Genomic DNA, 26,185 nt, shown 5'->3' with positions numbered 1-26,185 from the left:
AGAGGAGCCTTCTGACGAGGGCACCCGAATATTCAGCGACACGTCCTGAGCATGTTGAGCAGCGCCGTCCGCTCGCTCCTCGTCACGAACAGCCGGTAGTGGTGCTTCACCGTGATCCACGACGTCGCGTACTCGCACCAGTAGGCGCGCCGCTGCGGCCGCCAGCTCTGCGGGCCCTGTCCGCCCTTGGCGATGTTGGCCGAGTGGCTGACCACGATGAGTTCCGGCCTGGTCAGGTCGTTGGCGAAGGCACGCCGCTTGGCCTGGCTCCATCGGCTCGCGCCCGAACGCCACGCGTACGCCAGCGGCACCACGTGATCGACGTCCACCAATCGCTCGTTCCGCAACCATCTGCCGTCGTACGGGCTGTACCAGGTGCCTTTGACCGGTCGGCAGGCCGCGTTCCGCCGCACGCCCTTGCCGTCGCGGGCCAGGACGGTCTCGCGAGCGTCGCACCGGCCCCGGTGGTGGGCCCAGCGCGGTTGGAACCGGGCGCGGTCGTACCCCCGGGCGGACAACGGCTTGGCGACCTTGAGCTGGGCCAGCTTGCGCCGCGCCGACTCCTTCGACTCGGCCTCGGCGGGCGAACTCACTACGACCGCGGAGATCGGGATGGCCAGCAAGGTGAGGACGGCTCGAATGATCATGCCTCCACTATGAAGCTTCGTACCGGACGTCGTTCTCGAGTTTCGTGAACCCCGGCGCCGGGATTGTCGCGTAAGCGGCCCCGACCGAAGGATGGCGGCGCCGAACCAGGCCGAGCACACCGGCGACCAGCCTCCCGCGCTCACCCTCCGACAGCCCGTCCTCGACCACCCACACCTGAACCCGCTCGGCATCGGCGACCCCCGCCCCGATCTCCGTCTGAACCCGCTCGGCACCCGCGACCCCCGCCCCGGCCTCCGGCATCGCCCCGGCCACGGCGCGCAGCCCGTCAGGTCCTTCCAGGACACACAGGACCTGGCCGTCGGTCGCGGCGGCCACGTCGGCGGCGGTCCACACGGTGGTGCAGCCGGTTTCGTCGCAGCGCTGCTCCCCCAGACGTGTGTACAACTCGGCCAGCAGGGTGTCGTCGGCTCCGGTGTGCTCCCGCCCGAGGCCGGTCGGCTGCGGCCAGGCCGTACGGGGAGACTCCCACATGGCGTCGAGCTCCTCCGTCAGCGTGGCACCGACCGCTGCGGCCACCTGCCTGTCACGCTCGGACCCGGAGGTGATCCACGTCATGCCCGCCGACCCCGCCAGCGTCCGCGCGACACCCATCAGCTCCGTGTACGCGGCCACGTCCAGTCGGCCGGTCTCCAGGAAGACCGGACGGGGTTCCCCGTCCCCCAGCAGATACGCCCAGCCCACGACCTCGTCGCCCCGCCTGGCGACCACACAGGTGCCCCCCGGCGGCAGGTCGGACGGCGCCGCTCTCTCCACGTCGATCTCGATGATCACCCGTTGAACCGTACCTCTCCGATCCCCGCGAGGACCCCTGCATGCCCGCCATGACCGTACTGGCCCCCGTATTGGTCACCGTCACGGCCCTCACCAACCACTTCCCATCCGCCGCATCCACCCACCCCCGGCCCACCGACCACCGACACCTCACATCCGCCCAAGTCCCGACGAACCGCCACCACGCCCTCATCAGATTCGTTCAGCTCTCAGCCGACCGCCTGATGCTGGCGCACCCGGTCGCAGCCGCCAAGTGGATCACCGGCCGCCCGATCGACGACCCGGACCGCGAGCGACACCTACTCACATCAGTGACGGAACGCTCACAGCGGATGGGCCTCGACCCCACTCTCACCACCACGATCTTCCGCGACCAGATCGAAGCCGGAAAACTCGTCCAGCGCTTCCTGCATGCCCGCTGGTCCCTCCGCCCGGCCGAACGTCCCACCCACGCCCCCGACCTCCGCGCGGACATCCGCCCCCGCCTCGACCGCCTCACCCCCGAACTGCTGGAGTCGATCAGCCGATCCCGCACCCTCCCGAACTGTGAGCACCACCTCTCCCGGGCCCTCCACCACAACCCGCCTCCGCCCCACGAGTCCAGCAGCGCCCCCTCGGCCCGAACCACCGTCGACGGTCCTCCTGAGCCCGGTCCTTCCAGCGTCGCCGGTCCTCCTGCACCCGGTCCCTCCGGGGTTCAAGCCATCACGGACGGCACCTCGCCGACCCGAGCCGCCCCAAAAGTTATCCACAGGCTCGCCGCTTTCAACTCGGCTATCCACAGGGTGGCGCTGTTCCGGGCAGTGCGATCTGTCTGCGGCTAGCATCGCCCAGGTGAACCGCATGCTGGTCCTCGGAGGAACAGGCTTCGTTGGCAGAACCGTCGTCACCCTGGCCATCTCCCACGGCTGGAAGGTCACGACGTTCACCAGAGGCCATGCCTCCTGGGCACACCCCGCCGCCCGGCAGCTCAGAGGCGACCGCCTGTCCCCCGCCGACCTCGCCACCCTCGACGGCGAATGGGACACCGTGCTCGACACCTGGGCAGGCGCCCCGAAGGCCGTCACCCACAGCGCCACCGCCCTGACCGACCGCGCCGAACGCTATGTGTACGTCTCCAGCAGAGCGGTCTACGCCCCGCCCCTGCCTCGCGACCTCGACGAAAGCCACCCCACGGTAAAAGCCTCCGCCAAGGCCGAAACCGGCGAGTACGCTCCCAACAAACGCGGCGGCGAACTCGCCGCCCTCGCGGCCTTCGGCGACCGTGCCGTCCTGGCGCGGGCCGGCCTCATCCTGGGCCCTCACGAGAACGGCGGGCGGCTGCCCTACTGGCTGGACCTCATCGCCAGAGGCGGCACGGTGCTCGCGCCCGGCCCGCCCGAGCTGCCGGTGCGGTTCGTCGACGTCCGCGACCTGGCCGCCTGGATCCTCGCCGCTCCCCCAGGCCCGACCAATCTCGTCAATCCCGCAGGCCACACCAGCATGCGCTCGCTGCTGGAGGCGGCTATCGCCGTGACCGGCGCCGACGCCGACCTCGACTGGAAGACCCCCGAGGAGATCACGGCCGCCGGCATCGACCGCTGGGCCGAACTGCCCTGCTGGATCCCGCCGGAGCCTCATCTGGCCGGTTTGATCCACACCGACACCACCCGCGCCCAGGCCACAGGGTTGCGCTGCCGTCCGGTAGAAGAGACCGTCGCGGACACGTGGACCTGGCTGTCGCGGTAACCGTCATTCGTTATACGTAATGGGAAAGCAACCGTCCGTAACCGTGGCATGGATCGGGCGAGCGGGTGGTTCGGAAATTTACTCTGACCACACACCCGACCACGTCTACTGGTAAATGCCACGAATCTACGCACCAGGAGGTCACGATGAATCCGAACGCGTTAGAGACCAAGGCCGTGCAGCGCGGTTGGAGGGTCACCAGCGAGAGTGACGCCAACGGACCGATGCTCACCCTCGTCCGCGACGAGTGGGAGCTCTGGGTCGCCTTCGCCGGCACCGCTCCCGAGTCCGCGACTCTTCGCAAGCCTGGCCGTACCGAACACAAGAAGGTCAACCTGCGCGAGATCGGCATGTGGGTCCGACGCGACCGTGGTCAGATGAACCGTTTCGCGATCGGCGACCGTATCACCATAAAGGGCAGATGCGGCACCATCACCGATATATCGCTGAATATGTACCACTCCAGCAAGCTCCGGCTGACCGTCTCCTACGACGACGGCGGCACCGCTACTTTCTTCAGTGACCAGGTACGGCAACCGTACATGGCGGAAGTGTAAGGACCACATCTCGTCGATCACCCTTGACGGCTCGGTCGTCAAGGTGGCGATCGGAGACCGGGCCACCTAGCGACCGAGTCTGATCGACGAGATCTCCCCCGTTAGCCGTCTGGCCTGGCGAGCGCCGGGCGGCTACCGGGCGACGAGGGTGGCGGCCGGTTCGGCCGCCACCCCACTGTTGTGCTCAGCCTGCGACCTCGAACTCCCGGTGCTCCCGGTGCCGCCGTCCCCCGTGGTCACGGTGGCGGTGCCGGTGAACGACCTTGCGGAAGGTGTCGGTCACGGTGATGCGCTGTGTCTTACAGTGTTCGATCTTCACGTGCGACGGCACGATGGTGGGCGTGCCGACCAGTTTGGCCCGCTTGTTGGCGCCGGTGGCCGTCTCGGTGACCTTGCAGACACTGCCCGTCGCGATCCCCTTGAACAGGAAGGTCCGGTCTCCGGCCTTCGCGCCCGCGGGGATGGTGATCGTGCGCTTGAACGTCGGGTAGGTGCAGTCGACGTTGATCTTGATCTGGCCCTGGTGCCCGGCGCCGTTGCCCTTGATCCGCTTGACGACCTCCAGTCGGCCGGCGTCGAACGGCTTCAGCTTGGCACCGCCCTTGGCGACCGCCTTGATCGGCTGCGCCAGGATGATCTTCTGAGCCTTCTCAAGGTGCGGGTTCGAGCCGTCGTACAGGTAGACCGTACCGACGAGGCCCTTCACCACGCGCTCGATGAGGAAGCCCTGCGGCTGCTCCGGCGACAGGCTGTAGGCCCACAGGCGCTGGCCGGGGCGGACCTCCGAGCCGTCGGCGATCCGGTGCTTGCCGGCCGGGTCCGTGAAGACCTCGACCCCGAACAGCCTGATTCGCGCGGGTCCGTCCGCCCGGACGGTGAACGGTCCCACGATCTCCCCGGACGGCGCCGGCAGTTCCGACGGCGTGATCTCGACCTTGGGCGTCCTCGGCTCGGGGCTCGGTCCGTGACGAAGCGCGCTCTCCACGATCGTCTCCACGACGCGCCTGAGCGGGTTCGCCACGGATACGACGTAGTTGTCGCTGAAGTACCAGATCGCGGCCTGTACGGCGGCCGCCCGCTTGTCCTCGCCGAGCCCTTCGGGCTCGTGCGTGGATGGGAAGTAGTGCTGCAGAATGTATTCGACGTAGCCGAGGTGGGAGACATTCGCCTCGTCCCACGCTCCGGCCCGGTAGTGAACGCCGTCGTCGGTGTCGGTCCGCAGATCGATGCAGTACGTCAGTGCGCTCTGCCCGGTGACCGGGTCAGTGATCCTGAGCGTGCCCGCGAAGCCGATGTCGTATGGCATCGACCCCGGCGGGACCGTCCCCGGATAGCCGCCTAGCGGGTTGAACCACTCGGGCGCCTGGTATCCGGTCACCGACCGGCCCGGCCCCTTCCCGGTGATCTCGACCTCGCTGAACACGCCCGGTTCGTGGTTGGCTGCCATCCCGTCGGCGGCCTCCGCGATCGACCCGGACATGAGTACGGTCGCGGCAGCGATCAGCAGACATCTGCGAAACAGTCTCCTGCGCATTCGGCCTCCTCCATGACTCCTGGGGCTCCAGATAGTTACCTCCAGTGACATAAGATCGCTCACTGTGACGCATATTGGGCGGAGGCTCGCCGAAAGGTGCCGCGATTTGGTACGCCTACTGACGCTTGCTGCCTTGGGGCAGTTCGCAGTGATATTCCCTGCCGAAACCGTCGAAGCTTCCCCGAAGTCCGACATCACCCGGCTCGCCATCGTGCGGGAGCCTGTGCCGACGTACGCCCGTCCCGGCCGCAAACGCACCGGTCGCATTCCCCCCACCTGGTACGGTCACCGCACGATCCTCCCGATCATCGGCACCCGCCCCGGATGGGTGAGAGTGCGCCTTGCCCAACGCCCCAACGGCTCGACCGCCTGGGTCCGCGACCACCGCGTCAGACATGGCCGCACGCCGTACCGGATCGTCGTCGACCTTTCCCGCACCCGGCTCACCCTCTACCGGGCCGGCCGCAGAGTCCTCAAGGTGCCCGCCGGTGTGGGCACGGCCGAGCACCCGACCCCCGCCGGCCGCTTCTTCGTGGCCTTCCAGGAGCCGCGACTGCATCCGCCGTATGTCCCGTTCCTGCTGGTCACCTCGGCGCACGCCGTACCCGACGGTGCTTCCGACCCGCTGGTGGCCATCCACGGCCCGCTCGACGGCGCCCGCCAGATCGGTGTGACCGGCACCCGGATCTCCCACGGCTGCATCCGCCTGCACACCCACGACCTGCGCAAACTCCGCAGAGTTCCGCCCGGCACCCCGATCGACATCCTGCGCCGCACCCCATCGGCCCCGAAACGTCAGCCGGCCCGCCCCTCCGGCGCATAAGAGGAGCGGGCCCGCTGGTAAACCGACCCGGAGTGAACACAGGTCAGGCCCGCCCAGTATGCCGCCCCCGTCGGCCACCTGGAGGGGATTCACCCAGAGAGCTCTGGGCGAGCGGGACACCGCACCGCCGACAGTCGCCGCCGCCGTCCCGAACGTCGTAGACGTGGCGACAGCACCGGAAACCGTCGACGCGGCCGAGGTCAGGCGGGCTGGTAGGTCAGGTCCAGCACGCCGGTGGTGAAGGTGGTGGAGCGGGTGAGCTTGAGCAGCAGCCGGTCGGAGTTCTCCTCGAACAGGCGCATCCCGGTACCCACAACGAGCGGATGCACCAGCAGGTGCAGTTCGTCGACGAGTCCGGCCCGCAGCAGGCTCCGGGTCAGGCTGATGCTGCCGGACAGGTTGATGTTCTTGCCGGGCTGCCGTGCTGGAACTTGTCCTGCTAGTCGTCCCAGAACGGGCTGCTGTGCGTGAACTCCTCCACCACGCCGTCCATGGAGAGGTGAACCACCGCCGCGATCTTGCTCATTGGTACAGCCTGCACCGGCCCGGAAAGCCGATCAAGGGGCGGAAAGTGGAACGATTCTTTAACCGGGTTCAACGGAGGGGCTCGTGCTCGAACGTCATGAACTAGAGGCTTTCCTCACCCTGTCCGAGGAACTGCACTTCGGGCGCACCGCCGAGAGCCTGCGCGTGACCACCGGCCGGATCAGCCAGACCATCAAGAAACTGGAGCGCCAGGTCGGCGCACCGCTGTTCGAACGCACCAGCCGCAACGTGCGACTCACCGCTCTGGGACAGCAACTGTGCGACACTCTGCGCCCGGCCTACGAGCAGATCGGAGCCGGCCTCGAACAGGCCGCCATCGCCGCTCGCGGCATCACCGGCACGCTGGGCGTCGGCTTCTCCTCCCTGTGGTCGGGCGATCTCGTCGTCCAGGCCGCCGACCTCTTCCGGGTCCGCCACCCCGACTGCGCGGTCCACATCCAGGAAGTGCTGCTGGGCGACCCGCTCGGACCGCTCCGCAGCGGGAAGGTCGACCTCCAACTCACCGCGCTCCCCATCGACGAACCGGACATCGCCCTCGGCCCCGTCATCTTCTCCGAGCCACGCGCACTCATGGTCCCTGACGTACACCCCTTCGCCCAGCGGGAGACGATCTCGCTGGAAGACCTCGCAGACGCCACCCTGCTGCCGATGGCCGGAATAATCCCGGACTACTGGCTGGACCACCACTACCCGCGCCGGACCCCCTCCGGCCGGAACATTCCGCACGGGCCGCCCATCACCTACTGGCAGGAAGTGCTCTCCCACGTCAGCTTCGGCCAGGGCGTCTCGGTGGTCGCCGCGCGCGGCGCCCGCTACTACACCCGGCCCGGCGTGGTCTTCGTACCCTTCAGCGACGCCCCACCCATCGAGTACGGGCTGCTGTGGCGCGCGGGCGAGGACACCGCCCGCGTCCGCACGTTCATCCAGATCATCCGCGAGATCCACCCACCCGTACGCCGGAGCGGCCGCCCCTGAACCCCCTCGCCCGCTCCGGCGCACGGGTCTTCCGGCGGGCCGGTCGCGTAGCGCGCGCTCGGTCGAGAACGGTAAGTCGCGCGGACAGCAAAACGGCCGCTCTCCGAAAATCGGACAGCGGCCTTTTCGTCGGTCAACTGGGTGGGGCTACCAGGACTTGAACCTGGGACCTCTTCCTTATCAGGGAAGCGCTCTAACCGTCTGAGCTATAGCCCCGCGCACCGAACGATATCGCACCTCGCACCAGCCTGCGAACCGCATGTTCGGACGAGGAAAAGCTTACCGTGCCACGGGCACTGCTCGCGCCGCCTCCCAGGTGGAAACCCCGGGTGGGCGGCGCGAGCCCGACCGCTATTCAGCCTCGCTGAAGGTGACCTCGACCCCGCCCACCAGGTCGGCGGACAGGTTGTAGATGACCGCCCCCAGCGTGGACAGCGCCGTGATGAGGACCACGTTCACCGCGCCGATCAACGCGGTGTAGCCCAGGATGCGTACCGGCTCGAACCACGAGGCGATGTCGAGCGGGATGCTGTTCTGCCCCTGCTCACCCTTGCCCAGCTGGTTGACCAGGTCGACGAGCGAGTCGAAGACCCCGAGCATCGACAGCACCATGTAGAGCACGGCGACGGCGACGAAGAGCACGACGAAGCAGACCAGCGACAGCACGAAGCTGAACTTCATGGCCGACCACGGCTCGACCCGCCGCAGGACCAGATGGGCCTTGCGGGGGAGCCGGGCGGCAGAACCGCCGGAACCCTTCTTCTTGCCGCCGAGCTCGATCTTGGCCGGCGGAGCCTCGGACATCAGGGACGGACGCAGGCGCGCGGTCTCGTTGCCTTCGGCCGGAGCCTCCTCGGCCGCAGGAGGCGGAGGGGAGACAGGCCCGGCGACCGGTGCTACCCGCTCGTCCCTGACCTGCGGGTCACGGTTGTCCGGCTGCTGCCTCGGCTGCCCGTTCTCGCGAGCTGTCGACTTGGTCTTGGCGGACCCACCCTGGGCGGCGCTCATCTTTTATTCTCCTCCCCCGTCTTCCTCGGCCTCCACCGAAGTCTCCAGCGACTCGGCGTTGCGGGCGAGGGCGACGACGCTGTCGCCGTCAGCGAGATTCATCAAGCGCACTCCCATGGTCTGGCGGCCGGACTGCTTGATCTCCCCGGCACTCGTGCGGATCACCCCGCCCGCGGATGTGATCGCGAAGACCTCGTCCTCCGGGTTGACCATAACGGCTCCGACCAGCTTGCCACGAGCGCTGACGATCTTTGCCGTCAGCACCCCCTTACCACCTCGGCCCTGAACTGGATACTGTTCGACGGGTGTCCGCTTCGCGTACCCAGCCTTGGTGGCGATAAGCACATCTTGACCGTCTGCGATCCGATTCATGGCGAGAAGTTCGTCGCCTTCCAGGAACCGCATGCCGATGACGCCGCTGGTCGCGCGGCCCATCGGGCGCAGCGCCTCGTCGGAGGCGGTGAACCGGATCGACTGGGCTCCCTTGGAGACCAGCAGCAGATCGTCCTGCTCGGAGACGAGCCGGGCGGCGATCACCTCGTCGTCGTCCCTGAGGTTGATCGCGATCAGCCCCCCCGTCCTGGGGGAGTCGTACTCGGACAGCCGGGTCTTCTTGACCAGCCCGCTGCGGGTGGCCAGCACGAGGTACGGCGCGACCTCGTAGTCACGCAGATCGAGAACTTCCATGACTGTTTCGTCGGGCTGCATCGCCAGAAGGTTCGCAAGATGCATGCCCCGCGCGTCACGCGCCACGTCGGGCAACTCGTATGCCTTGACCCGGTAGACCCGGCCCTTGTTCGTGAAGAACAGCAGCCAATGGTGGGTCGTGGTGACGAAGAAGTGGTCGACGATGTCGTCCTGGCGCAACTGCGCACCCCGAACACCCTTGCCGCCGCGCTTCTGCGCCCGGTAGAGGTCGGTCTTGGTCCGCTTGGCGTAACCGTCACGGGTGATCGAGACGACCACGCCCTCCTCGGCGATCAGGTCCTCGATCGACATGTCGCCGTCGTAGGCGATGATCTCCGTGCGCCGCTCGTCGCCGTACTTGGCGACGATCTCGGCGAGCTCCTCGTTGACGATCTCGCGCTGGCGGGCCTCGCTGGCGAGGATCGCGTTGTACTCGGCGATCTGCGTCATCAGGTTCTCGAACTCGTCCTGGATGGACTGACGCTCCAGGGCGGCCAGCTTGCGCAGCTGCATGTCCAGGATGGCCTGCGCCTGCACCTCGTCGATCTCAAGAAGCGCCATCAGGCCCTGCTGGGCGTGCGAGGCCGAGTCGGAGGCCCGGATGAGCGCGATGACCTCGTCGAGCCGGTCGAGCGCCTTGAGCAGCGCGCGCAGGATGTGGGCGCGCTCCTCGGCCTTGCGCAGCAGGTAGCGCGTGCGCCGGACGATGACCTCGATCTGGTGGGCCACGTAGTGCCGGACGAACTGGTCGAGCCGCAGCGTGCGCGGCACACCGTCGACCAGCGCCAGCATGTTGGCGCCGAAGGTGTCCTGCAGCTGGGTGTGCTTGTACAGGTTGTTGAGGACGACCTTCGCGACCGCGTCCCGCTTGAGGACGATCACCAGCCGCTGCCCGACCCGGGACGAGCTCTCATCCCGTACGTCGGCGATGCCCGTCAACTTGCCCTCGCGGACCAGCTCGGCGATCTTCAACGCCAGGTTGTCCGGGTTGACCTGGTAGGGCAGCTCGGTGACGACCAGCGCCTGGCGGCCCTTGCCGTCCTCCTCGACCTCGACCACGGCCCGCATGGTGATGGACCCGCGGCCGGTGCGGTAGGCGTCCTCGATGCCCCTGCGGCCCACGATGAGGCCCTTGGTGGGGAAGTCGGGCCCCTTGACCAGCCCGACGGCCGCCTCAAGGAGTTCCTCGTCGCTCGCCCCCGGGTTCTCCAGGCACCACTTGACGGCGGCGCCGACCTCGCGCAGGTTGTGCGGCGGGATGTTGGTGGCCATCCCGACCGCGATGCCGCCGGAGCCGTTGACCAGCAGCTGCGGGAAACGGGCCGGAAGGACGTCGGGCTCCTGCGACTTGCCGTCGTAGTTGGGCCGGAAGTCGACGGTGTCCTTGTCGATGTCGCGCAGCATCTCCATGGCGATGGGCGCGAGCTTGCACTCGGTGTAGCGCATCGCCGCCGCCGGGTCGTTGCCCGGCGAGCCGAAGTTGCCCTGGCCGTCGACCAGCGGGTAGCGCAGCGACCAGTGCTGGGCCAGCCGGACGAGCGCGTCGTAGATGGAGGTGTCGCCGTGCGGGTGGTAGGTGCCCATCACGTCACCGACGACGCGGGCGCACTTGAAGTAGCCGCGGTCGGGACGGTAGCCGCCGTCGTACATGGCGTACAGGACCCGGCGGTGCACCGGCTTGAGGCCGTCGCGGACGTCCGGCAGCGCACGGGACACGATGACGGACATCGCGTAGTCCATGTAGCTGCGTTGCATCTCGGACTGGATGTCCACAGGCTCGATGCGCTCAGCCGGGGGAGTGGTGTTCACTTCCGTCACAGGTGGTGATCCTTTGTCTGGCTAAACGTCGAGGAAACGGACGTCGCGGGCGTTGCGGATGATGAAGTCGCGCCGGGCTTCGACGTCCTCGCCCATCAGCACGCTGAACAGGTCGTCGGCCTGTGCGGCGTCGTCGAGCGTGACCAGGCGCAGCAGCCGGGTCTCCGGGTTCATCGTGGTCTCCCAGAGCTGGCCGGCGTTCATCTCGCCCAGACCCTTGAAGCGCTGGACGTTGTCACGCGGGCGCGGGTCCGGCTTGCCCGCCGCGATCCCCTCGGCGATGACGGCGTCGCGTTCGGCGTCGGAGTAGGCGTAGGAGGCGTCGTCTCCGCTGCGGTTCCACTTGATCTTGTAGAGCGGCGGGCAGGACAGGTAGACGTGCCCGGCCTCGATCAGCGGCCGCATGAACCGGAACAGCAGCGTCAGCAGCAGGGTGTTGATGTGCTGGCCGTCGACGTCGGCGTCGGCCATCAGGATCACCTTGTGGTAGCGCAGCTTGGCGATGTCGAACTCGTCGTGCACGCCGGTGCCGAGCGCCGTGATCAGGGCTTGGACCTCGTTGTTCTTGAGGACCTTGTCGATGCGGGCCTTCTCAACGTTCAGGATCTTGCCGCGGATCGGCAGGATCGCCTGGAAACGCGAGTCGCGGCCGCCCTTGGCCGAGCCGCCGGCCGAGTCGCCCTCGACGATGAACAGCTCGCACTTCTCCGGGTCGTTCCACTGGCAGTCGGCCAGCTTGCCCGGCAGGCCGCTGCCGGACTCCAGCAGCGACTTGCGCCGGGTCAGGTCGCGGGCCTGGCGTGCGGCGATGCGGGCGCGGGCGGCCTGCAGCGACTTGTTGATGACGTCCTTGGCCTCGCCCGGGTTGCGCTCGAACCAGTCGCGCAGGTGGTCGTTGCACGCCTTCTGGACGAACGACTTGGCCTCGGTGTTGCCCAGCTTGGTCTTGGTCTGCCCCTCGAACTGCGGGTCGGCCAGTTTGACCGAGATGATCGCGGTCAGGCCCTCGCGGACGTCCTCACCGGAGAGGTTGTCGTCCTTGCCCTCCTTGAGGAACTTCTGCTCACGCGCGTAGCGGTTGACGATCGAGGTCAGCGCGGCGCGGAAGCCCTCCTCGTGGGTGCCGCCCTCGGCGGTGTTGATCGTGTTGGCGAAGGAGTAGATGGACTCCGAGTAGGAGTTGTTCCACTGCATGGCGATCTCGACCGCGATGCCCTCGCCCTCCTCCTCGAAGGCGATGATCGAGGCGTGCGCCGGTTCCTTCTTGGCGTTGAGGTGCTGGACGAAGTCGGCCAGACCGCCCTCGTAGAAGTACTCGACCCGGTGGGACTCGTCGCCGTCGACGTGGTCGGGCCGCTCGTCGGTCAGCGTGATCGTCAGGCCCTTGTTGAGGAAGGCCATCTCCTGGAAGCGCCGCGAGAGCGTCTCGAAGTTCCACATCGTGGTCTCGAAGATGCCCGGGTCGGCCCAGAAGGTGATCGTGGTGCCGGTCTCGGCGGTCTGCTCGCCCTGGGCGAGCGGCGCGGTCGGCTTGGCCATCTCGTAGCGCTGACGCCAGAAGTGGCCGTTCTGCTTGACCTCGACGTCCATGGCTGTGGACAGCGCGTTGACGACGGCGGAGCCGACGCCGTGCAGGCCGCCGGAGACCGCGTAGGACTTGCCGTCGAACTTGCCGCCCGCGTGGAGCGTGGTCAGCACGACCTCGACCGCCGAGCGCTTCTCGACAGGGTGGATGCCGGTCGGAATGCCCCGGCCGTTGTCCACGACCCTGACGCCGTTGTCGGCGAGGAGCGTGACGTCGATGCGGTCGGCGTGACCCGCGAGCGCCTCGTCCACCGAGTTGTCCACGATCTCGTAGACAAGGTGGTGCAGGCCGCGTTCGCCGGTCGAGCCGATATACATACCCGGGCGCTTGCGAACCGCCTCAAGGCCCTCGAGTACGGTGATTGAGCTAGCGTCGTAGGACAAGTGCGAAATCCTCCTGCCGCGGACACGCGGCAAGTGTGACAACTTGTTGTCAGCTTGTCTTGCCGTGCCCGTCACCGTCGTGAGTGCCCCGATGCGCGGCCACCCGGGGGAGTCGGCTTGCTGCCGGGGTGACACGCAAGCGGACGTGTCCGGAATCCGGTTTCATTCTACCGGCTCGGAGCGCAGAAAGTGGCATTGAACGCGCCTGTGATGCCCTGTAGCTCGTTTTCCCCCCACTCAAGCATCCCCCCTCTGGGTTGGGGGCTCAGCGCGCCTGCGGCTCTCTGATCGCCCGGTACGGCCTAGCCGTAGGTGTCACCGGGGCCTCTGCTGCCGGTCACCCGCAGCCCTCCCGTCGGGCGTGGCGCGTTCTGCGGCCCTCTGACCTTCACTTTCGTCACCGTGCCGACACCGAGCTCCTCGTTGAGCCTGCGCACGAGGGTGCGGGCGAGCAGTCTGACCTGCGTCGCCCAGGCCGTGGAGTCGGCGGCGATCAGGACCTCGCCGTCCGCGAAACCCTCCGGTTTGGTGTGTGCGGCGAGGTCGGTGCCCACGATGTCGGACCAGCGGCCGAAAACCCCGCCGACGGCCGCGGACCGTTCCCAGCCCCGGTCGGCGAGCAGGTCGGAGATCGCCCGCCCGAACAGCTGCGGGTCGCCGGCCTGCCGCCGCAGCCCCGGCGCCCTGCGGCGCGACTCCCGGCGGGGGAGTTGACCGCGTTTGGCGGCGTCGGCCTTGGCCTGGGCGAGTTTCTCCCTGGCCATGGCCGCGCCGCGGGCGGCGGGGTTGTCCTCAGCGGACACGGCTCACACTTCCCTCTGTGACGTCGAAACGGGCGCCGACGAGCTCACCGGGTACGTCGTCCGGCACCGCGGCGGTGATCAGCACCTGCTCGGCGGAGGCGACGATCTCGGCCAGCCGCCGTCTGCGCTGGGTGTCGAGTTCGGCGAAGACGTCGTCGAGGATCAGCACGGGATCGCCGCCGTCGGCGCGCAGCAGGTCGTAGGCGGCCAGCCGCAGCGCGAGGGCGAACGACCAGGACTCGCCGTGACTGGCGTAGCCGCGGGCGGGCAGGTCGCCGAGACCCAGGACCAGGTCGTCGCGGTGCGGGCCGACGAGGGTGACCCCCCGCTCCAGCTCGGCCGCGCGGACCTCCAGCAGCCGCTCGCGCAGCTGTTCCTCAAGAGTTTTCCCCAGGCCTGTGGATAACGTGTGCGCATCCGAAGATCCATGTCCACCGGGCTCTTCGCCCTCAGGATCATCCCCACCTGTGGACAACGTGCTGCGATAGTCGAGCGTTGCCGCTCCGCTCGACGGGGCAAGGGAAGAGTACGCTCCCGCGACCAGCGGCCGCAGGGCTTCGACCAGATCGAGCCGGGCCCGCAGGAGCGCGGCGCCGTGCCGGGCGAGATGGGCGTCCCACACCTCCAGCGTGCTCAGCACGTCGCCGGCGCCCGCCGCCGCGAACGCGGTGTCGCTCTCGGCCCGACGGGCGCCGCGCGCGCCTCTACGGGCCTGTGCGGCCGCGCGGAGCAACGCCCCGCGCTGTTTGAGCACCCGGTCGTAGTCGGCCCGCACAGCGGCGAATCTGGGCGCTCTGGCGACGAGCAGGTCGTCGAGGAAGCGTCGCCGCTCGGACGGATCGCCCTTCACCAGCGCGAGATCCTCCGGCGCGAACAGCACCGTGCGCAGCAGGCCGACGACCTCGCGCGGGCGGGAGACCGGCGAACGGTTGAGCCTGGCCCGGTTGGCCTTGCCCGGGTTGATCTCCAGTTCGACCAGCGCCCGCCGCTCGTCCCTGTGGACGGCGCAGCGGACGACCGCCCGGCCCGCGCCCTGCCGTACGAGCGGGGCGTCGTTGGCGACGCGGTGGCTGGAGTGGCTGGCCACGTAGCCCAGCGCCTCGACCAGGTTGGTCTTGCCCTGCCCGTTGGGCCCCACGAACGCCGTGACGCCCGGCTCAAGGCCGAGCTCCACGGAGGCGTAGGACCGGAAGTCGGTCAGCGAGAGGTGGGCGACGTGCACCCCACGAAGGGTAGTGGCCCGCGGCGGCGGCCGGGCCACCGCCGTGCCGCCTGTGGAAAACTACTTCTTGTCGTCGTTCGTCTCCACAGCGTGGCCGCCGAACTGGTTGCGCAGCGCGGCCACGACCTTCATCGCGGGGGAGTCGTCCTGCCTGGAGGCGAAGCGCGCGTACAGCGCGGCGGTGATCACCGGCAGCGGCACGGCGTGGTCGACCGCGGCCTGCACCGTCCACCGGCCCTCGCCGGAGTCCTGCGCGTAGCCGCGCAGCTCCTTGAGCTCGGGGTCCTCGTCGAGCGCCCGCACCAGCAGGTCGAGCAGCCACGAACGGATCACGGTGCCCGTGCGCCAGCTGCTGAAGGAACCCCGCACGTCCTTGACCACGTCGGAGGCCTCAAGCAGCTCCCAGCCCTCGGCGAAGGCCTGCATCATGCCGTACTCGATGCCGTTGTGGACCATCTTCGCGAAGTGGCCGGCGCCGACGTCGCCCGCGTGGACGAACCCGTCGGGCCCCTCCGGCTTGAGCGTCTCGAAGATCGGCATCACGTGCTCGACGTGGGCCTTGTCGCCGCCGCACATCAGCGCGTAGCCGTTCTGCAGCCCCCACACGCCGCCGCTCACGCCGCAGTCGACGAAGCCGATGCCGCGCCCGGCGAGCTCGGCCGCGTGCTTCTGGTCGTCCACATAGTGTGAATTACCGCCGTCGACGACGATGTCGCCCTCGTCGAGAAGCTTGCCGAGCTCGTCGACCGTCTGCTGGGTGGCGGCGCCCGCCGGGACCATCACCCACACGACGCGGGGCGCCTGCAGGCGTTCGACCAGCTCCTTGAGCCCGCCGACGTCACTGATCGCCGGATCGCGGTCGTAGCCGACGACCTCGTGACCGCCGCGGCGAAGCCGCTCGGCCATGTTGCCGCCCATCTTGCCGAGTCCGACCAGGCCGATCTGCATCATGCGCCCCCTCTTGTCAGGCTTCCATCATTTCAGCTGGACAAGCGGATGGGCATGATCAGGTAGCGGTAGTCAGGTGTCGCGTCGCCATCCACAGGCTTGCCGCCGGTGAGGATAGCGGGCTTGGTGGACGTGGTCATCTGCAGCCTGGCCACATCGGAGTCGATCGCCCCGAGGCCCTCCAGAAGGAACTGGTGGTTGAAGGCGATGTTCATCTCCTCGCCGTCGTAGTCCACCTGCAGCGCCTCGACGGCCTGGGCCTCGTCGCCGCTGCCCGCCTCAAGGACGACCTCCCCGTCCTTGAACGCCATGCGGACCGGGGTGTTGCGCTCGGCGACCAGGGCCACGCGCTTGACCGCCTCGACGAACGGGCCTGTGGACAACTCGGCCTTGGCGGAGAACTCCGTAGGCAGCAGCGAGCGGTACTTGGGGAACTCGGGGTCGAGCAGGCGCGTCGTGGTGCGGCGCCCGGCGCTGGAGAAGCCGATCATACCCTCACCGGTGCCTCCGGCGGAACTCAACGCGATCTCCACCTCGGCGCCCGTGGACCCCAGCGCCTTCGCCGTGTCGGCGAGGGTCTTGCCGGGGACCATCGCGATGGCGGAGAAGTCGGGCTGTCCGGGCTGCCACTTCAGCTCGCGTACGGCCAGGCGGTAGCGGTCGGTGGCCGCGAGCGTCACGGTGTCGCCCTCGATCTCCATCCGCACGCCGGTGAGCATCGGCAGCGTGTCGTCCCTGCCCGCGGCGACGGCGACCTGCGCGACCGCGGAGGCGAACACGTCGCTGCCCACACGCCCGGCGGCTGGCGGCATGGCGGGCAGCGTGGGGTAGTCCTCCACAGGCATGGTCAGCAGGGTGAACCGGGCACTGCCGCAGGTGACGACGGCCTTCGGGCCGTCCACCACGAAGTCCACAGGCTGTGCGGGAAGCGCGCGGGTGATCTCGGCGAGCAGCTTGCCCGAGACGAGCACCACACCCGCTTCGCCGGTGTGGACCTCCAGCGTCACCTCCGCGGAGACCTCGTAGTCGAAGCCGGACAGCTTCAACTGCTGGTCCTCGGTGACCTCCAGCCGCATCCCGGCCAGTACGGGCACCGACGGGCGGGCCGGGAGGCTGCGTGCCGTCCATGCCACCGCCTCAGCGAGCACGTCTCGCTCGATTCGGAACATCACGCTGATCAACCTCCTGGGTTTCGTCGCTGACTCAAGTGTTCACTCTCCCGAGCATCCGGACGGGCGGAACCCCTCTATGGGTCTTGAGTTCTTTGAGAGAGAGATATGTGGTCTTCACACTAGGGGCTGTGGATACTGTGGACAGCCCGTGTTTCCGCACTTCAACACCGCTGTTTTCATCCACTGGGGATGTGGGTAGAGCCTGGGGGTAACTTCCGCGCCTGGGGACAGTCTTCCGTTGCCCACAGGCCATCCCCAGATCACATGGCCTTCATCCACCGGTTATCCACTGGCTGTCCACAGGTTATCCACAGAAAATCGGGGGCTCCCGATAGATCGGAAAACCGCTGTACACAGGCCGTCCACAAGTCATCCACCGGCTGTCCACAAGTTGTCCGCAGGTTATCCCCACCTTTATCCCCAGGCATTCTGGCGGATATTTCGGACACTTTGGGGCGCAATGCACTGCCTGTTTTGGTGTTTCCGCTGATCCACAGTGTTTTCCACAGGGTGTGCATGACGGTCAGGCCCCAGGCGACGTCTGTTTGATGCGCATTGTTAGCTCGTTGACCTGGTTGTACATCGACCGCCGCTCGGCGATCAGCGACCGGATCTTCCGTTCTGCGTGCATGACGGTCGTGTGGTCGCGACCGCCGAACTGCTGACCGATCTTCGGCAGGCTCAGGTCGGTCAACTCACGGGCGAGGTACATCGCGATCTGCCTGGCGTTCACGAGCGCCCGGCTGCGCGAGCTGCCGCACAGGTCGTCGATGCTGATGCCGAAGTACTCCGCCGTCTTGGCCATGATCGCCGCGATCGTGATCTCGGGGCCGGAGTCCGAGGTGATGAGGTCCTTGAGCACGACCTCGGCGAGCTGCAGGTCGACGCCCTGCCGGTTGAGGCTGGCGAAGGCCGTGACCCGGATCAGCGCCCCCTCCAGCTCGCGGATGTTGGTGGAGATCCGGCTGGCGATGTACTCGAGCACCTCGGGCGGCGCGGCCAGGCCCTCCTGTATCGCCTTCTTCCTGAGGATGGCGATGCGGGTCTCCAGCTCGGGCGGCTGGACGTCGGTGATCAGTCCCCACTCGAACCGGTTGCGCAGCCGGTCCTCCAGCGTGATGAGCTGCTTGGGGGCCCGGTCGCTGGAGATGACGATCTGCTTGTTGGCGTTGTGGAGCGTGTTGAAGGTGTGGAAGAACTCCTCCTGCGTCTGCTCCTTGCCCTCCAGGAACTGGATGTCGTCCACAAGCAGGATGTCGATGGCCCGGTAGCGGCTGCGGAACCCGTCGGCCTTGTGGTCGCGGATGCTGTTGATGAAGTCGTTGGTGAACTCCTCCGAGCTCACGTACCGCACCCGGGCGCCGTCGTACAGCGACTGCGCGTAATGCCCGATCGCATGGAGAAGGTGCGTCTTGCCCAGCCCCGAGTCGCCGTAGATGAACAGCGGGTTGTACGCCTTGGCGGGCGACTCGGCCACCGCGACCGCCGCCGCGTGCGCGAAGCGGTTGCTGGCACCGATGACGAACGTCTCGAAGGTGTACTTCTGGTTCAGCCGGGCCGGCTCGCTGGGCTTGCTGCTCTTGGCCTCCCACCGAGGCTGTACGGGTTCCGGGGCCTTCTCCACGGCGGGCAGCGTCTGCTCGAAGCCGAACTGGCGCTGTGGATAATCTGTGGCCACCTGCTGCGGGTCAGGCTGTGGGGAATAGAACTGCGGAGGCTCGGAGACCTGGTAATTCGGGCTCTGCACAGCCTGTGGATAGTTATCCCCACCCTGGGGATAACCCTGGAGCACGGCCTGGGGATGAAGGTCGGGCATCGGCATCGGTGTCGCCGGCGCGGTCGTGTCGATCATCACCGCCAGCCGCATGGCCTTGCCGAGCTCCTGTGACAGCGCGTGCGTCACGAGCGAGCGCAGTTTGCCCTCGATGAGGTCCTTGATGAAGTCGTTGGGGACACCGAGCACGATCGTGTCGTCGGCGAGCGCGATCGGGCGGACCATCGAGAGCCAGGTTCGCTGTTGCACCGGCACGCTCTCGTTGAGGAAATTGCCCAATGCCCTGGCCCAAACGGCGCCGAGGTCCATACTTCGGCCCTCTCCTCCCTGTCGCGGGTTTGTCCACAGTGGAGGCCGTCCGGGATAGTGGGCAGCCCCGCCGTCCACAACATGGCTGTCCCGTGATATCAACACGTGATCCACAGGTGATCCACAGGCTGTGCACAGCCTTGTACCTGGTCCAAGGTGGGAGGCGGTATCGATGTGCACAGCTGTGTTCAAGACGTTGTCCACAGCCTAGTGGTAGCTCGGTGCACAACTGTGGACGCGGCCGCGTCGGTGGAAAACTCGCCTGTGGAAAGGTGGATAACCCGCTCGGTTTGACCTGACCCGTGCCTGCCCCGTAACGTACGACGGTCGGCTTGTCACACGACGGCTCTTTTGCATGCCCGTGGCGAGCCATCCCTGTGTGTGTAAGCGCCCACCACGGGCGCACCTTCAAGCCTGGAGCCCACCCGTGAGCAAGCGTACTTTCCAGCCGAACAACCGTCGCCGCGCGAAGACCCACGGCTTCCGGCTTCGCATGCGCACGCGGGCCGGTCGCGCCATCCTCGCTGCCCGCCGCCGTAAGGGCCGCGCGAAGCTGTCGGCCTGACCGTCCCGCGTCCGACTGTCCGCCCGCCGGCTAACCACGCCGGCGGGCGATAGGCGTATAACGTGCTTTCCCGACACTCGCGTATGCGGAAGGGGGAGGACTTCGCCGCGGCGATCAAACGTGGCCGCCGGGCAGGTCGTCCCACTTTGGTGCTGCACCTGAGGGTCTCCGGTGAAGAGACGCCTCTGGTGGGTTTCGTGGTCAGCCGTGCGGTGGGTGGCGCGGTAGTGCGCAACAAGGTCAAACGCCGCCTCCGACACCTGATCCGAGACCGTCTCGACCGGCTTCCGCGAGGTAGCCTGCTGGTGATACGCGCCAACCCACCGGCCGCGTCAGCGCGATTCGAGGACCTCGCCGCCGAACTCGACGCCGCGCTCGATCGTTTGCTGAGGCGGAGAGAGTCCGCGACGGATGGACCAAGATGACGGAGCAGCCCCAGGGCGAGCCGAGCCTTACGGCCCGGATCCTGATCGCCCCGATCCGGTTCTATCGGGCCTTCATCAGCCCGATGCTGGGTCCGCGCTGCCGTTTCTACCCTTCCTGTAGTGCGTACGGACTCGAGGCTCTCGCCGTGCACGGGGCTCTGCGCGGCATTTGGCTAACTGTCCGGCGTATCGGGCGCTGCCATCCATTCCACCCCGGAGGCATAGACCCGGTGCCCCCACGCTCGGTCCGGACTCACGAAACGCAAGGGAGCTAAGCCGGTGGATTTCGCCTGGCTGAACTGGCTGTACACATTCATCGCCCAAGTCATCACCTGGATCCACCAGGCGTACAGCACCTTCATCGACCCCGCCAGCGGGCTCAACTGGGCGTTGACCATCATCACGCTCACCGTGATCATGCGAATCCTGATCTTCCCTCTCTTCCTCAAGCAGATGCGCTCGTCGAAGAAGATGCAGGAACTCGCGCCGAAGGTGCAGGAGCTTCGCAAGCGCTATAAGAACGACAAACAGCGCATGAACCAGGAGGTGATGGCGCTCTACCAGGGCGCCGGAGCCAACCCCCTCGGTGGCTGTCTGCCGATCCTGGCGCAGTTCCCCATCTTCATCTCGATGTTCACGGTGCTCCAGGCGATCGCCAACGGCACCGCGACCAAGTACGGCATGACGAAGGAAGTCGTCGACAGCGCCAAGCAGGCGCACATCTTGACCGCCGGCATCTCCGAGACGTTCTTCTCCGCCCCGGACGTCACCAGCAAGATCATCATCGCCATCTTCGTCGCGGTCAGCTCGCTGACGACCTTCCTCACCGTCCGGCAGAGCGTCACCCGCTCCATCCAGCAGATGCCGGACAACCCGATGGCGGCCCAGCAGAAGATCCTCATGTGGATCTCGCCGCTGTTCGCGATCTTCAGCCTGAACTTCCCCCTGGGCCTCATCCTCTACTGGGTCACCACCAACCTGTGGACGCTCGGCCAGCAGCACTGGTTCTACAGCCGCCACCCGATGCCCCAGTTCGACGCCAAGGGCAACGTGATTCCGGACAAGCCGAAGCCCGGCCTGCTGTCCAAGCTGAAGAAGAGCCCTCCGGTCGAGGAGGCTCCCGCGCCGGAGCCGCCCAAGCCTAAGATCGTCCGCAACCAGCCCAGCCGGCAGTCCCGCAGCAAGCGCACCGGCAGCAAGAAGTCGTGATCACAAAGGAGACGTCGGCCATGACCGAGGCTGAGCAGCAGAAGGCGGCGCCGGATGTCAGCGCGCTGGAGCAAGAGGGTGAGATCGCGGCCGACTATGTCGAGGGCCTGCTGGACATCGCCGACATCGACGGCGACATCGACATGGACGTCGAGGGCGACCGGGCGCTCGTGTCCGTCGTGGGCCTCAAGGGCAACGAACTCGTCGGGCCCGGGGGAGAGGTGCTGGAGGCGCTCCAGGAGCTCACCCGGCTGGCCGTACACCGGCAGACGGGCGAACGTTCGCGCCTCATGCTCGACGTGGCCGGATACCGCGAGCGGCGCCGGGCCGAGTTGAGCAAGCTCGGCAGTGAGATCGCGGCCCAGGTGCGGCAGAAGGGGGAGCCGAAGTCGCTCCACCCGATGACGCCGTTCGAGCGCAAGGTCGTCCACGACGCGGTCGCCGCGGCCGGCCTGCGCAGTGAGTCCGAGGGCGAGGAGCCGCTCCGCTTCGTCGTGGTGCTCCCGGCCTGACCGTTTCTCGTTGCAGACCGCCGCGTTCGACAACGCGGCGGTCTTCTGCTTCTCCGGGCCGGTCGAGCTCTCGAAGCCCAATGCCTTCTGAAAGAGCCTCGGCCCCAACACGTGTCACGACCGCGACCCTATGGGACCTCTGTGCGTCACGACCGCGACCCTATGGGACCTCTGTGCGTCACGACCTCGACCCTATGGGACCTCTGTGCGTCACGACTTCTCGCCGTTACGGCCCAGCCCCGCCCACCCCCACCCGCCGCACCCACCTGACGGCCTCCAGGAGCACGCTCCTCACCCCGCCTCACTCTCACCGCAACGCCGCCCCATACGCCCCTCCCGGCGGCCCTGAGCCCCGCACCGAGGGCGCTGTCGCTCGTCCGTCCTCTCCAGGCAACTCTTTAGCTGCGCCAAGGGCACCACTACCCCCGCAGCCCCAATTGCCCTTCCCCGCCTCCGCTCACGCCCCCGCCTCCTCCGGCGGCCGGCTCTCGTCACCTCATCCGCTGGCTCTCGCCCGTAACAGCCGCTCGGCATTGGTGCTGTCCGGCGGACGCTCGCGACCATTTGTGTGCCGAAACACTGGATGGCCGCTCAATCGTTCGGGCCTTCCCGCGTGCACACGGTCTATCCCCGCGAACTGCTCCGATTGCGGCATGATCGGAGCACAGGTGACCAGCCGCTAGTCTTCCCACGGGATCCGGCACCTAGCCTTGTATCCATCCGCATCGGCGTTACCGGAAGGGCCACCAGCCAGTGAGCGAAGAGCTGTCCGCTCCACCCGACATCGCGCGGGACGTTTTCCCCGGAGAGGCATGGGAGCGAGCGAACACCTTCGCCGCGATGCTCGCCGGACCGGGTGTGGTCCGCGGTCTGCTCGGCCCGCGAGAGGTGCCCCGCATCTGGGACCGCCATCTGCTCAACTGCGCGGTGGTGGCAGAGGCTGTCCCCGAAGACGTCCGCCTGGTGGATATCGGCTCCGGCGCAGGGCTCCCCGGCCTCGTCCTCGCCATCGTGCGTCAAGACCTCCAGGTGACGCTCCTGGAGCCGCTGCTTCGCCGTACCGTCTTCCTGGAGGAGTGTGTCGAGGCCCTCAAGCTCGACAACGTCGAGGTGCTGCGCGGCCGGGCCGAGGACCTTGCGGGTAAGCGCGAGTTCGACGTCGCGTGCGCCCGTGCCGTCGCGCCGCTTGAGCGGCTGCTGAAGTGGGCTATGCCGCTTCTTCGCGAAGGCGGCGAACTCATTGCCATGAAGGGGGAGCGGGCGGCCGAAGAGCTTGCCGAAGCCACCGCTCAGTTGAAATCCAGTGGGGCCCGTGCGGCTGAACTGGTGACCGTTGGGCACGGTAAGGTCGAGCCGCCTGCAACATTGGTTCGGGTGGTTGCGGGACGCGCGCCTGAGCAGGGTAGGCGCCGACGGAGGAGGTGAAGGTCGTGCCAGTCGCACCGAGCGGCCTGGGCTGGCCCGTCATTCCGTCCTCAGAAAGCCAGGCGGGGGTTGGTTGGCCCGAAATGGGCGTGTCGCGACAGCGATTTCCCGACACGACCCCGCCTCTGGTTGAAAGGATGGCCATCGTGACCCAGACCCCCCTTAACCCCGGTGATTCGCCGTTGGTACGAGAGGCGCTCAGCTCAGTGGTTTCACGTGAAACAACAGCCGTCCAGACGGCCCCCCGCTCCGGGGGCGCTCCCAGCGACAACTCAGGCGGCTGGCCCCGCCCGCCCAAGACGCGCGTGATCGCGGTCGCCAACCAGAAGGGCGGCGTGGGCAAGACCACTACCTCGGTCAACATCGCCGCCGCCCTGTCCATGCATGGCCAGCGCGTGCTCGTGATCGACCTCGATCCCCAGGGCAACGCCTCCACCGCACTCGCCACCGAGCACCGAGGCGACATCCCCGACGTGTACCAGGTACTCGTCGACGACCTGCCCATGAACGAGATCGTCAAGCAGGTCCCGGACATGCCCGGTCTCTACTGCGCCCCCGCCACCATCGACCTGGCGGGCGCCGAGATCGAACTCGTCTCCCTCGTGGCCCGCGAAGCCCGCCTGCGCCGCGCGCTGTCCGCCTATGACGAGATCGAGTTCGACTACATCATCATCGACTGCCCGCCCTCGCTTGGCCTGCTCACCGTCAACGCCCTGGTGGCGGCGGAGGAGGTCATGATCCCCATCCAGTGCGAGTACTACGCCCTGGAGGGCCTGGGCCAACTGCTGCGCAACGTCGATCTGATCAAGGCCCACCTCAACCCGACGCTCCGCCTGTCGACCATCGTGCTGACCATGTACGACGGCCGTACCCGCCTCGCCTCGCAGGTGGCGGAGGAGGTCCGCTCGCACTTCGGCGACACGGTGCTCAAGACGGTCGTCCCGCGCAGCGTGCGCCTCTCCGAGGCGCCCAGCTACGGGCAGTCGGTGATGACCTACGACCCCGGCTCCAGCGGCGCGATGGCCTACAAGGACGCCGCCCGCGAGATCGCCCACCGCGCCCTGATCGCGGGCTGACGCCCGCTCACCCAACTGTTACGGCAAGCCACTTTGACGTCACTCGCCGTAGTCGCCGTGGGTCTGTCACACCACGCTACCCAGGCGCTCGCCACCCGCCCTCAACGACGCCCGGACAGGCATGGCCTGCGTTCCCAAGTCACGGCGCAGCCACCCATCCGCTCCTAGAGAAAAGCCGATGCGGGTTGGGATACGACGGGGGAAATGGGAGGAAGTGCGTGTGGCGAGCGCGCACCCGGTCGCGTCGTCACCGGTAACCTCTCCCTGTGTGACCGGAGTCGGCCGGGTGGACGAGGAGACGCAGTGAGTCAGCAGCGGCGGGGATTGGGCAAGGGACTCGGGGCGCTGATCCCGACCGGTCCTATCGTTGACGGCACGGCAGCCGTGGCAGCGGAGAACGGTTCCGTGCTGGAGCATGGCTCGCAGCCGGTTGCCGGGGCGTACTTCAAGGAGATCGCGTTGTCGGCGATCATCCCGAACCCGCGCCAGCCCCGGGAGGTCTTCGACGAGGAGCGACTCAAGGAACTGTCCGAGTCCATCAAGGAAGTCGGGCTGCTCCAGCCGATTGTGGTGCGCTCGATCGGCGGTAGTGACTACGAGCTCATCATGGGGGAGCGGCGCCTACGCGCTTCGAAGCTCGCCGGCCTGGATCACGTGCCCGCCATCGTCCGCAATACCCAGGACGACGATCTTCTCCGTGATGCCCTGATTGAGAACCTCCAGCGCGAGCAGCTGAACGCCCTCGAAGAGGCGGCCGCCTACCAGCAGCTCCTGGACGACTTTCAGGCCACCCATGAACAGCTCGCCCAGAAGGTCGGCCGGTCCCGCTCCCACATCACCAACACCCTCCGGTTGCTGAACCTCCCGCCCGACGTCCAGCTGAAGGTCGCTGCCGGAACAGTCAGCGCCGGTCACGCGCGGGCGCTCCTCGGGCTGTCGAACCCCGAGGAACAGATTCAGCTCGCCAAGCGCATCGTGGCCGAACTGCTCTCGGTGCGGGCGGTGGAGGAGATCGTGGCACTGGGCAGCGCCAAGGCTGCGGCCAGCAAGCCTGTCCGCGAACGCCAGACCAGCCGCCCAACTGCACCCGAATTGACCCATCTCGCCGACCGTCTCTCCGACCATTTCGAAACCAAGGTGAAAGTCGATCTAGGGCGCCGCAAGGGCCGCATCGTGGTGGAGTTCGCCACTATCGACGACCTGGAGCGCATCATCGGCACCATGGCCCCCGACGCAGCCCGAGCCCTCGGCGACCAGGAATCCTGAGCCACTCCTGAACCGTCACCACCCCGACCGGGACCCCGGAACAAGACGACCCGACAGGAACCCCCTGAACCGCGTCACCGAGCCCTTCGCCTTGCCCGCCTCGTTCGGGGTTCGGGGATCTGCCCGGAGACCATTGACCCACCTCCGGCGAATCGGATCTGTCGATCACCAGATGCCGCCGATATCGCCTTCTCGTGACAATCTCCAACTCCGTCCTCATATGAACCCGAAAGCGGCGCCACGGTCTGCTGTGGGCGCGATGAAGCCTGTGAAGAAGTCCGGCGCGCGACTGCGGCTTGCAGAGGTCGAGACCGAAGTCCTGACAGTACTCCCCGGTCCCGGCAATACTGCCTCTAGTCCGAGCAGCCTCACCACTCCTCCCTGGCCTTGGCGCG

At 67.5% G+C, this 26,185-nt stretch carries 25 protein-coding genes and 1 tRNA gene; 13 read left to right on the top strand and 13 right to left on the bottom strand.

The features are described 5' to 3' along the window. Positions 1-32: 32 nt before the first annotated feature. Both ABD120_RS06295 and ABD120_RS06290 read right to left on the bottom strand, forming a co-directional pair. Positions 33-647, bottom strand: coding sequence for an HNH endonuclease family protein (locus tag ABD120_RS06295; RefSeq protein WP_343948738.1), 615 nt, complete (start codon positions 645-647; stop codon positions 33-35). Positions 648-654: 7 nt separating this feature from the next. Next, positions 655-1,440, bottom strand: coding sequence for a hypothetical protein (locus ABD120_RS06290; protein WP_343948737.1), 786 nt, complete (start codon positions 1,438-1,440; stop codon positions 655-657). Positions 1,441-1,481: 41 nt separating this feature from the next. Between ABD120_RS06290 and aroQ the strand changes: the two genes are divergently transcribed. From aroQ to ABD120_RS06280, 3 genes are all read left to right on the top strand, one after another. Beyond that, the gene (gene aroQ / locus ABD120_RS39720; protein WP_425563930.1) at positions 1,482-2,264 is read left to right on the top strand and encodes a gamma subclass chorismate mutase AroQ; all 783 of its coding nucleotides are present in this window, start codon (positions 1,482-1,484) and stop codon (positions 2,262-2,264) included. Between the two features lie 19 nt (positions 2,265-2,283). Next, positions 2,284-3,168, top strand: a complete 885-nt coding sequence (locus ABD120_RS06285) for an NAD-dependent epimerase/dehydratase family protein (RefSeq protein WP_343948900.1) — start codon at positions 2,284-2,286, stop codon at positions 3,166-3,168. A gap of 146 nt (positions 3,169-3,314) precedes the next feature. Continuing rightward, positions 3,315-3,725: a hypothetical protein gene (locus tag ABD120_RS06280; RefSeq protein WP_343948736.1), complete on the top strand. Its 411-nt coding sequence runs from the start codon at positions 3,315-3,317 to the stop codon at positions 3,723-3,725. 184 nt (positions 3,726-3,909) lie between these two features. Here ABD120_RS06280 and ABD120_RS06275 read toward each other — a convergent pair whose 3' ends face one another. After that, positions 3,910-5,259, bottom strand: coding sequence for a thioester domain-containing protein (locus ABD120_RS06275; RefSeq protein WP_343948735.1), 1,350 nt, complete (start codon positions 5,257-5,259; stop codon positions 3,910-3,912). Positions 5,260-5,407: 148 nt separating this feature from the next. Between ABD120_RS06275 and ABD120_RS06270 the strand changes: the two genes are divergently transcribed. Next, on the top strand, positions 5,408-6,082 hold the full coding sequence (locus tag ABD120_RS06270; RefSeq protein WP_343948734.1) for a L,D-transpeptidase: 675 nt from the start codon (positions 5,408-5,410) through the stop codon (positions 6,080-6,082). A 200-nt stretch (positions 6,083-6,282) separates the two neighbouring features. Here the strand turns inward: ABD120_RS06270 and ABD120_RS06265 are convergent, their stop codons facing one another. Beyond that, positions 6,283-6,534 carry a dihydrofolate reductase family protein gene (locus ABD120_RS06265; RefSeq protein ID WP_343948899.1) on the bottom strand — a complete coding sequence of 84 codons (252 nt, stop codon included), beginning with the start codon at positions 6,532-6,534 and terminating at the stop codon, positions 6,283-6,285. A 157-nt stretch (positions 6,535-6,691) separates the two neighbouring features. Here ABD120_RS06265 and ABD120_RS06260 point away from each other — a divergent pair, with 157 nt between their 5' ends. Further along, positions 6,692-7,603, top strand: coding sequence for a LysR family transcriptional regulator (locus tag ABD120_RS06260; RefSeq protein WP_343948733.1), 912 nt, complete (start codon positions 6,692-6,694; stop codon positions 7,601-7,603). Between the two features lie 142 nt (positions 7,604-7,745). Here ABD120_RS06260 and ABD120_RS06255 read toward each other — a convergent pair. The 9 genes from ABD120_RS06255 to dnaA form a co-directional block, all read right to left on the bottom strand. Next, positions 7,746-7,819: transfer RNA gene (locus tag ABD120_RS06255), tRNA-Ile, on the bottom strand. A 135-nt stretch (positions 7,820-7,954) separates the two neighbouring features. Next, complete coding sequence (locus tag ABD120_RS06250) at positions 7,955-8,611, bottom strand: DUF3566 domain-containing protein (protein WP_343948732.1); 657 nt, start codon at positions 8,609-8,611, stop codon at positions 7,955-7,957. Positions 8,612-8,614: 3 nt separating this feature from the next. Continuing rightward, positions 8,615-11,116, bottom strand: coding sequence for a DNA gyrase subunit A (gyrA, locus tag ABD120_RS06245; RefSeq protein WP_343948731.1), 2,502 nt, complete (start codon positions 11,114-11,116; stop codon positions 8,615-8,617). Positions 11,117-11,137: 21 nt separating this feature from the next. After that, the gene (gene gyrB / locus ABD120_RS06240; RefSeq protein WP_343948730.1) at positions 11,138-13,084 is read right to left on the bottom strand and encodes a DNA topoisomerase (ATP-hydrolyzing) subunit B; all 1,947 of its coding nucleotides are present in this window, start codon (positions 13,082-13,084) and stop codon (positions 11,138-11,140) included. Positions 13,085-13,386: 302 nt separating this feature from the next. Next, complete coding sequence (locus ABD120_RS06235) at positions 13,387-13,887, bottom strand: DciA family protein (protein ID WP_343948729.1); 501 nt, start codon at positions 13,885-13,887, stop codon at positions 13,387-13,389. Further along, complete coding sequence (gene recF, locus ABD120_RS06230; RefSeq protein WP_343948728.1) at positions 13,877-15,109, bottom strand: DNA replication/repair protein RecF; 1,233 nt, start codon at positions 15,107-15,109, stop codon at positions 13,877-13,879. The genes ABD120_RS06235 and recF overlap by 11 nt, the downstream gene beginning before the upstream one ends. Before the next feature lie 60 nt (positions 15,110-15,169). Beyond that, positions 15,170-16,057: a phosphogluconate dehydrogenase (NAD(+)-dependent, decarboxylating) gene (gene gnd / locus ABD120_RS06225; RefSeq protein ID WP_343948898.1), complete on the bottom strand. Its 888-nt coding sequence runs from the start codon at positions 16,055-16,057 to the stop codon at positions 15,170-15,172. 32 nt (positions 16,058-16,089) lie between these two features. After that, on the bottom strand, positions 16,090-17,229 hold the full coding sequence (dnaN, locus tag ABD120_RS06220; protein WP_343948727.1) for a DNA polymerase III subunit beta: 1,140 nt from the start codon (positions 17,227-17,229) through the stop codon (positions 16,090-16,092). A 523-nt stretch (positions 17,230-17,752) separates the two neighbouring features. After that, positions 17,753-19,312 carry a chromosomal replication initiator protein DnaA gene (gene dnaA, locus ABD120_RS06215; RefSeq protein WP_343948726.1) on the bottom strand — a complete coding sequence of 520 codons (1,560 nt, stop codon included), beginning with the start codon at positions 19,310-19,312 and terminating at the stop codon, positions 17,753-17,755. A 427-nt stretch (positions 19,313-19,739) separates the two neighbouring features. On the opposite strand from dnaA, the gene rpmH reads away from it, so the two are divergent. The 8 genes from rpmH to ABD120_RS06175 all read left to right on the top strand — a co-directional run bounded on the left by rpmH (position 19,740) and on the right by ABD120_RS06175 (position 25,790). Beyond that, positions 19,740-19,877, top strand: a complete 138-nt coding sequence (gene rpmH / locus ABD120_RS06210) for a 50S ribosomal protein L34 (RefSeq protein WP_343948725.1) — start codon at positions 19,740-19,742, stop codon at positions 19,875-19,877. Positions 19,878-19,939: 62 nt separating this feature from the next. After that, positions 19,940-20,302 carry a ribonuclease P protein component gene (rnpA, locus tag ABD120_RS06205; protein ID WP_343948724.1) on the top strand — a complete coding sequence of 121 codons (363 nt, stop codon included), beginning with the start codon at positions 19,940-19,942 and terminating at the stop codon, positions 20,300-20,302. Further along, on the top strand, positions 20,299-20,577 hold the full coding sequence (yidD, locus tag ABD120_RS06200) for a membrane protein insertion efficiency factor YidD (protein ID WP_343948723.1): 279 nt from the start codon (positions 20,299-20,301) through the stop codon (positions 20,575-20,577). Before rnpA ends, yidD begins: the two co-directional genes overlap by 4 nt. Positions 20,578-20,581: 4 nt before the next feature. Next, entirely contained in the window at positions 20,582-21,511 is a 930-nt protein-coding gene (gene yidC / locus ABD120_RS06195; protein ID WP_343948722.1) for a membrane protein insertase YidC, read from the top strand. A 20-nt stretch (positions 21,512-21,531) separates the two neighbouring features. Next, positions 21,532-22,023: a Jag family protein gene (locus tag ABD120_RS06190; protein WP_343948721.1), complete on the top strand. Its 492-nt coding sequence runs from the start codon at positions 21,532-21,534 to the stop codon at positions 22,021-22,023. Positions 22,024-22,776: 753 nt separating this feature from the next. Then, complete coding sequence (rsmG, locus tag ABD120_RS06185; RefSeq protein WP_343948720.1) at positions 22,777-23,448, top strand: 16S rRNA (guanine(527)-N(7))-methyltransferase RsmG; 672 nt, start codon at positions 22,777-22,779, stop codon at positions 23,446-23,448. 137 nt (positions 23,449-23,585) lie between these two features. After that, entirely contained in the window at positions 23,586-24,524 is a 939-nt protein-coding gene (locus ABD120_RS06180) for a ParA family protein (protein WP_343948719.1), read from the top strand. A gap of 303 nt (positions 24,525-24,827) precedes the next feature. Beyond that, positions 24,828-25,790 (top strand): ParB/RepB/Spo0J family partition protein, encoded by a 963-nt coding sequence (locus ABD120_RS06175; RefSeq protein ID WP_343948717.1) that lies wholly within the window; start codon positions 24,828-24,830, stop codon positions 25,788-25,790. Positions 25,791-26,185: the final 395 nt, after the last annotated feature.

This window comes from Nonomuraea longicatena (assembly GCF_039525605.1).
Classification (GTDB): domain Bacteria; phylum Actinomycetota; class Actinomycetes; order Streptosporangiales; family Streptosporangiaceae; genus Nonomuraea; species Nonomuraea longicatena.
The sequence above is the reverse complement of the archived record's forward strand: the minus strand, read 5'-3'. Positions and strand labels throughout refer to the sequence as shown.